Source organism: Sphingomonas bacterium, from assembly GCF_903644135.1.
GTDB lineage: Bacteria > Pseudomonadota > Alphaproteobacteria > Sphingomonadales > Sphingomonadaceae > Sphingomonas.
On sequence record NZ_CAHJXA010000136.1, the window covers coordinates 1 to 7,160 of the forward strand.

The 7,160-nt window shown below is 67.2% G+C and carries 8 protein-coding genes; 5 read left to right on the top strand and 3 right to left on the bottom strand.

The genetic code is table 11. From position 1 onward, the window contains the following. A partial coding sequence (locus tag HUU96_RS08600; protein WP_254605142.1) for a rhodanese-like domain-containing protein occupies nt 1-363 on the bottom strand: 363 nt, incomplete at its 3' end. A gap of 10 nt (nt 364-373) precedes the next feature. Next, nucleotides 374-1,915, bottom strand: a complete 1,542-nt coding sequence (locus HUU96_RS08605) for a cryptochrome/photolyase family protein (RefSeq protein ID WP_174292420.1) — start codon at nt 1,913-1,915, stop codon at nt 374-376. 29 nt (nt 1,916-1,944) lie between these two features. Between HUU96_RS08605 and queF the strand changes: the two genes are divergently transcribed. From queF to HUU96_RS08630, 5 genes are all read left to right on the top strand, one after another. Then, on the top strand, nt 1,945-2,391 hold the full coding sequence (queF, locus tag HUU96_RS08610) for a preQ(1) synthase (protein WP_174292421.1): 447 nt from the start codon (nt 1,945-1,947) through the stop codon (nt 2,389-2,391). A 130-nt stretch (nt 2,392-2,521) separates the two neighbouring features. Then, complete coding sequence (locus HUU96_RS08615) at nt 2,522-4,789, top strand: glycosyltransferase family 4 protein (RefSeq protein ID WP_174292422.1); 2,268 nt, start codon at nt 2,522-2,524, stop codon at nt 4,787-4,789. Between the two features lie 45 nt (nt 4,790-4,834). Then, nucleotides 4,835-6,115 (top strand): glycoside hydrolase family 130 protein, encoded by a 1,281-nt coding sequence (locus tag HUU96_RS08620; RefSeq protein ID WP_174292423.1) that lies wholly within the window; start codon nt 4,835-4,837, stop codon nt 6,113-6,115. Between the two features lie 217 nt (nt 6,116-6,332). Then, nucleotides 6,333-6,542, top strand: coding sequence for a cold-shock protein (locus HUU96_RS08625; RefSeq protein ID WP_174292424.1), 210 nt, complete (start codon nt 6,333-6,335; stop codon nt 6,540-6,542). Nucleotides 6,543-6,603: 61 nt separating this feature from the next. Further along, nucleotides 6,604-6,819 carry a hypothetical protein gene (locus HUU96_RS08630; protein ID WP_174292425.1) on the top strand — a complete coding sequence of 72 codons (216 nt, stop codon included), beginning with the start codon at nt 6,604-6,606 and terminating at the stop codon, nt 6,817-6,819. Here the strand turns inward: HUU96_RS08630 and HUU96_RS08635 are convergent. Beyond that, on the bottom strand, nt 6,816-7,160 hold a 345-nt coding region (locus HUU96_RS08635), incomplete at its 5' end, for an OPT/YSL family transporter (protein WP_174292426.1). The genes HUU96_RS08630 and HUU96_RS08635 overlap by 4 nt on opposite strands.

Here is a 7,160-nt window from a genome sequence, read left to right on the forward strand (position 1 = left end):
GGCGGCGATGCCGCCGTCGAGGATCGCGGCGGTGAAGCCGTGCCCCGCCAGCAGCCACCACGCCCGCGCGGCGCTGTGCCAGGGCGATGCGTCGTAGAGGACGATGCGGGTGCCGTCGCCCAGCCCCAGCCGCGCCAGCCGGCTCGCCAGCTTCTCGCGCGGCGGCATCATGTTGGGCAGCGCCACGTCGGTGTCGCGCAGCTCGGCCAGGTCGAGGAACACCGCGCCGGGAATGTGTCCCGCCTCGAACTCGGCGCGAGCATTGCGGCCCAGCTCGCCGGCCAGCAGGCTCGCGTCGGCGATGCGCAGGTCGCGCGCGCCGATCTCCTGCGCGAGCCAGTCGGTGGTGACGAGCGAGTCCATGTGGGCGGCGCTAATAGGGCGCACCCCCGGCGTCCAGCCTCGCCAGGAACCCTTCCGCCTGCGCCCGTGTCGCCACCTGATCCTGCGCGCTCTGCTTGGTCCAGTTGCGATAGGGCATCCGCAGCCGCGGATTGTCGCCCAGCTTGTCCTCGTGCCGCGCAAGAAAATCCCAATAGAGCGCGTTGAACGGGCAGGCGTCGTCGCCGATCCGCTTGGTCACGTCGTAGCGGCAATGCCGGCAATAATCCGACATCCGGTTGATGTATGCGCCCGACGAGATGTACGGCTTCGACCCGACCAGCCCGCCATCGCCGAACTGGCTCATCCCCAGCGTGTTGGGCAGCTCGACCCATTCGTAGGCGTCGACATAGACCTCCAGATACCAGCGGTGCACCTCGGCCGGGTCGGCCCCGATCAGCAGCGCGAAGTTGCCCGTCACCATCAGCCGCTGGATATGATGGGCATGGGCGGTGCCGAGCGTCTGGCCGATCGCTTCCGCCAGGCAGTGCATGTCGGTCTCGCCGGTCCAATACCAGCCGGGCAGCTGGCGGGTGTGGTCGAGGAAGTTGCGCTCCACATAGGTGGGCCCCTCCCGCCAGTAGATGCCGCGCATATATTCGCGCCAGCCGAGGATCTGGCGGATATACCCCTCCGCCGATTGCAGCGGGACGCGGCCGGCGCGGTACTCCGCCTCGGCGCGGCGGCACAGCGCGAGCGGGTCGAGCAGGCCGGAGTTGAGGTAGGGCGACAGGATCGAGTGCCACAGGTGCCGCTCGCCGGTCAGCATCGCATCCTCATAGGGGCCGAAATCCGCAAGCGCGTGGCGGAAGAACGCGTCGGCCTGCCGCTCGGCATCGGCGGCGGTCACCGCCCAGTCGAAGCCGTCGAGGCTGCCGGGATGATCGGCGAACCGCTTCGCCACCAGCGCCAGCACCTCGCGCGTCGTCGCGTCCGGCGCAAACACATGGGGGCGCGGCATCAGCAGGTCGGTCTTGGCCGGCTTGCGATTGTCCTTGTCGAAGTTCCAGCGGTCGCCGGCGGGCTTGTCGCGGTCCATCAGCACGCCGGTGCGCCGCCGCATCGCGCGATAGAACCATTCCATGGTCAGCTCGCTCCGGTCCTTCGCCCAGTCGTCGAAGTCGCGGTGGCTGGCGACGAAGCGGGTATCGGTGCGGATATCGACCGGCAGACCGAACAGCGTCTGCCAGCTGTCGAGCATCGCCGCGACCCGCCACTCGCCCGCCTCGGTGACGGCGATGCGATCGGGCGTGTGGCGGGCGATCGCGCGGGCGACCTCGCCGGTGAAGCTGCCGGCATTGTCCGGGTCGTCGAGCGCGACATAGTCGACCGCCCACCCCGCCTCGCGCAGCGCAGTCGCATGATGGCGCATGGCGGCGAAGATATAGGCGATCTTCTGCTTGTGATGGCGGACATAGCCCGTCTCGTCGGTGACCTCCATCATCAGGATCACCGTATCGGCCGGCTCCTGGCCGTTCAGCGACGACAGATCGAAGGAGAGTTGATCGCCCAGCACCGGCACCAGCGTTTTCATCTCAGCCCCGCCGCCCTACATCGCATCCCATGACTCCGAAGTTCCTTGGCCAGGCCAGCACGCCACCCGCCTCTCCCGAAGCGGCGGTGCTCGATTACGTTCCCAATCCGCGTCCCGATACGCGTTATCTTGTGCGGTTCACCCAGCCGGAGTTCACCTCGTTGTGCCCGGTGACCGCGCAGCCCGACTTCGCGCATCTGGTGATCGACTATGTTCCCGACGCCACCATCGTCGAATCCAAGTCGCTCAAGCTGTTCCTCGCCGCGTTCCGCAACCATTGCGCCTTTCACGAGGATTGCACGGTCGGCATCGGCCAGCGGCTGGCGGACGAGATGCGGCCGCTCTGGCTCAGGATCGGCGGCTATTGGTATCCGCGCGGCGGGATGCCGATTGACGTGTTCTGGCAGACCGGCGCGCCGCTCGCCGATGTCTGGCTGCCCGATCAAGGCGTCGCGCCGTATCGCGGCAGAGGCTGAGCCGCTGAACCCCAGGTGAACGAATCTGTTGCTGCGATGCAGCAAAAGTGCAACTATTCGGGAGGTTCTTGGTTGAGGAACCGGCGGAACTTTGCGCGAGCTAGGTTTTTCGCTCCAGCGAAGGGTCATCATGACGGTCCGGTTCGAAGAAGACAGCATCAAGCACCTCGCCCTGATCGGCAACTACCTGCCGCGGATGTGCGGCCTCGCGACCTTCACCACCGACGTTCACACCGCCATGCGCGAGCGGTTTCCCGACATCCGCGTCGACGTCTATGCGATGGACGACCATCCCGGCCGCTACAGCTATCCGCCGGCCGTCACCGGCTCGATCGCGCAGGACGTGCTGCCCGCCTATGTCGATGCCGCCCGCCAGATCGAGGCGAGCGGCGCGCAGGCGATCTGGGTGCAGCACGAATACGGCATCTATGGCGGCGCGGCGGGCGAGCATCTGCTCACCCTGCTCGACCGGACGACGCTGCCGGTCATCGTGACGCTGCACACCATCCTGGAAAAGCCCAACGCCGATGAGCGCCGGGTGATGGAGGCGTTGCTGCGCCGTGCCGCTCGCGTGGTGGTGATGGCCGAGCGCGGCCGCGACATCCTGCGCCGCGTCTATGGTGCCAGCCCGCGGCAGATCGTGATGATCCCGCATGGCGTGCCCGATCGCGCGCTGGTCGAGCCCGATACGCTCAAGCCCAAGTTCGGCTGGGCGGGGCGCGAGGTGGTGCTGACCTTCGGCCTGCTCGCCCCCAACAAGGGCATCGAGACGATGATCGAGGCGCTGCCGGCGCTGGTCGAGCGGCACCCGACGCTGTTGTACACGATCCTCGGGTCGACCCATCCCAACCTGGTGGCGCACGAGGGCGAAGCCTATCGCGACCGGCTCAAGGCCTTGGCCGCCGATCTGGGCGTCGCCGACCATGTGATGTTCATCGACGAGTTCTTCGTTCACGACCAGCTGATCGACTATCTCCAGGCGGCGGACATCTATGCGACGCCCTATACCAACCCGGCGCAGATCACGTCGGGCACGCTCAGCTATGCGATCGGCGTCGGCAAGGCGGTGATCTCGACGCCGTACGTCCATGCGACCGAGATCCTGGCCGATGGCCATGGCGTCCTGGTCGATTTTGGCGACGTTGCCGCCTTTGCGCGCGAGATCGACCGGCTGTTGTCGAACGACCGCGACCGCGAGCGGCTGGTCAGCCGCGCCTATGCCCGTGGTCGCACGATGATCTGGCCGCGGCTCGCCGAGGCAATGCTGCACGAGATCGGCGCGATCGTCGCCGCTCGACCGCGGAGGATCGTCAAGAGCATCCCTTTGGTCCGGCCGCTGCCGGCTGACTTCTCGGCGGTCGAGCGGATGAGCGATTCGACCGGCATGTACCAGCACGCGATCTACTCGGTGCCCGACCGCCGTCACGGTTATTGCATCGACGACAATGCCCGCGCGCTGATCCTGACCAGCGCGATGGAGCTGGACCCGGTCACTCGCGACAAGTGGATGACCGTCTACGCCTCGTTCCTGCAATATGCCTGGAACCCGGACATCCGCCGCTTCCGCAACTTCATGCGCTTCGACCGCAGCTGGTGCGAGGAGGAGGGGTCGGAGGACTCCAACGGCCGCACGCTCTGGGCGCTGGGCGTGACCGCGCGCGACGCGGTCGAGCGCAAGCATCGCGACTGGGCGGCGATGATGTTCGACACCACCGCCAGCTTGGCGCTGGAGCTGGGATCGCTACGCGCGCAGGCGTTCGCGATGCTGGGCGCGGCGGCGATGCTGGAGGTGCGGCCCGACCACCAGCTCTCCCGCCAAATCCTGGAGCAATTCCCCGACCAGCACCTCGCGCTGCTCGACAGCGCGCGCCGCCCGGAGTGGCAGTGGTTCGAGATCGTGCTCGCCTATGACAATGCCCGCGTGCCGCAGGCGCTGATCGCCGCCGGCCGTGCACTGGGCCGCGACGATTATGTCCGCTGCGGGCTGCAGACGTTGAGCTGGATCGTGTCCAAGCAGACCTCGCCCGAGGGACGCTTCCGCGCGGTCGGGCATGAGAGCTTCCACCGCCCCTATGCCGAGCCGCTGCAGTTCGACCAGCAGCCATTGGAAGCGCACGCCACCGTCGAGGCCTGCGCGGAAGCGTTCGCCGCGTCCGGCGACCAGCGCTGGTTCGATGAGGCGGAGCGGGCCTATGGCTGGTTCCTGGGGGCCAACGACCTCGACCTGCCGCTGGTGACCGCCGCCGATGGCGGCTGTTTCGACGGGCTGATGCCGACCGGACTGAACCGCAACCAGGGTGCCGAGTCGATTTTGGCGCTGCAGTTGGCCAGCTGCGCCATTTCTGGGCTTTCAAAGGCGGCGCAAAGCGTGGCAGGAGCGACCCGGGCCGTCGCCTGAGCTTCGCGACAGCCAGTATCGAGACGCGGGACGGGCTGAAGCGCGATGGAATTGATCAACCACCGCCTGCGGCTGCACGCGGACCCGTCGCGGGTCGTTGTGCGTCCGTTCCATATTCCGATGGACGCGCAGGGCAACGTGCCCAGCCGCACCCAGCGGCTGGTGGCCGAGGTGCTCGAAATGGGTGCGGGCGAGGCGCGTGAGCAGCTCGAAGAGGTGCTCAAGGACTTCGAGGCGCGCCACTGGCAGACCCGCCGCGTGTTCATGACCCGCTATGACGAGGTCGAGGACCAGCTCGACCTCAACGGTGCTGAGATCAGCGATGAGAAGCGCCAGCTGATCGGGGCCTATTTCTGCCATGAGTACAGCTACGCCGCCGCAGCGCTGATGAACCCCAGCGCGGTGCCGCATTTCGACCAGAGCGGGATGCCTGAGGGATCGATGCGCGTCATCATGTCGATGCGCGCGGTCGGCGAGGGGCATATCTCCTCGGTGGCGTTCCGCGAGGGGATCATCACCGACGGCGGCCACATGAAGCTGGCGCCCGAGCCGCCGTTTGCGACCGCCACCGACCTGACCGATCGCGGCGACGCGATGCCGGAGGGCGAGGTGACGGTGCACCGCCATCGCGACAGCACGCTGTCGGGCACGGTGATCTTCCCGATCACCAAGGCGCAGTCGAACGGCCTCGAAGACCTGCGCATCACCCACTTCGCTCATCAGGACGGCAGCGACGAGTGGATCGGCACGTACACCGCCTATAACGGCTCGGTGATCCAGTCGGAGCTGATGCGCACCCGCGACTTCCGCGCGTTTGATCTGGTGCCGATGACCGGGGCGGCGGCGCGTAACAAGGGCATGGCGCTGTTCCCGCGAAAGGTCGGCGACGAATATATGATGATCGGCCGCTCTGATGGCGAGAACCTGTTCCTGCTGCGCTCCGACAAGCTGACCCATTGGGACGACGGCGTGAAGATCCTCGCGCCGCATTACCCGTGGGAGCTGGTCCAGATCGGCAATTGCGGGCCGCCGATCGAGCTGGACGAGGGCTGGCTGCTGCTGACCCATGGCGTCGGCGCGATGCGCAAATACTCGATCGGCGCGGCGCTGCTCGACAAGGACGACCCGTCCAAGGTGCTGGCGCGCTCGCCGCTGCCGATCCTGGCGGCGAAGGACCAGGACCGCGAAGGCTATGTGCCCAACGTCGTTTATTCGTGCGGCGCGATCAAGCATGGCGACACGCTGTTCCTGCCCTACGGCATCGCAGACAGCTCGATCGGGTTCGCCTTCGTACCGATCAGCGAGATGCTCGCGGCGATGGCGTGATTTGATCCGCTGACGCAGCCGGCACCGCCCCGATGCAGCACAGCTGCATCGGCAAGAGCGTTACCACCTTGTAACGACTCGGTTTCGAGCGCATAAGGTCAAGGCTACAGTCGCATATCGACGGTTCTCGGCTTTGCGGCTCGACCCTTCCTTCCCTGCTGCCACGGCACGGCCGTCCGGCCTTCGGGCTGCCGTCTTGCAAGGGAAGGATCCCGACATGACTACCGGAACCGTCAAGTTCTTTAACGCCGACAAGGGCTATGGCTTCATCGCGCCCGATGGCGGCGGCAACGATGCCTTTGTGCACATCAGCGCCGTCGAGCGCGCCGGCATGGTGACGCTCAACCAGAACCAGAAGGTGTCGTACGAGCTGGAAGAGGACCGTCGCGGCAAGACCAGCGCGGTCAACCTGCAGCCGGCCGACTAACTCGCGATGCGGCGGCCGTTCACGCGGCCGCCGCCACTCCCGTGCTTGAAAGGGAACGCATTTGGCCGATACGCCCGAATTCTACCGCGCCCGTGCCGAGGAGCAGCGCAGCCTGTCCGAGGCGGCGACGCTTGACAATGTGCGTGAGCGCTGCGACCGTGCGGCGTCCGCGTGGGAGACGATGGCGGTCCGCGCCGAGCGAACCCAGGTGATGCGCACCCAGCGCGAGGCGGCTTCGGCCGCGCGCAACGACCCGGCGCTGCAGTCGCTCGACTAATTCAGCGCCGCAGCCTGCCGCCCCGTCCAGCGGTACAATCCCGCCAGCAGGCCCGCGAACACCACCAGGCCGATCGCGATCGCCGGCGTCGCGAACCCGTCCCCAACCAGCGCCAGCGGCGCGCCGTTGCCGGTCGCAACGATCAGCCCGGCCAGCAGCACTCCCATCAGCCCATCGCCGACGATGAACCCCGACGCGAGCAGCACGCCGGTGCGCTGCGCCGCCTCGCTGCGGTTGCGACTGTCGTACAACCGGCCGATCACCGCGCCGATCACCACCGGCAGCGTCGCGCCCATCGGCAGGTAGATGCCGAGTCCGACGGCCAGCGGCGGCATCCGCAT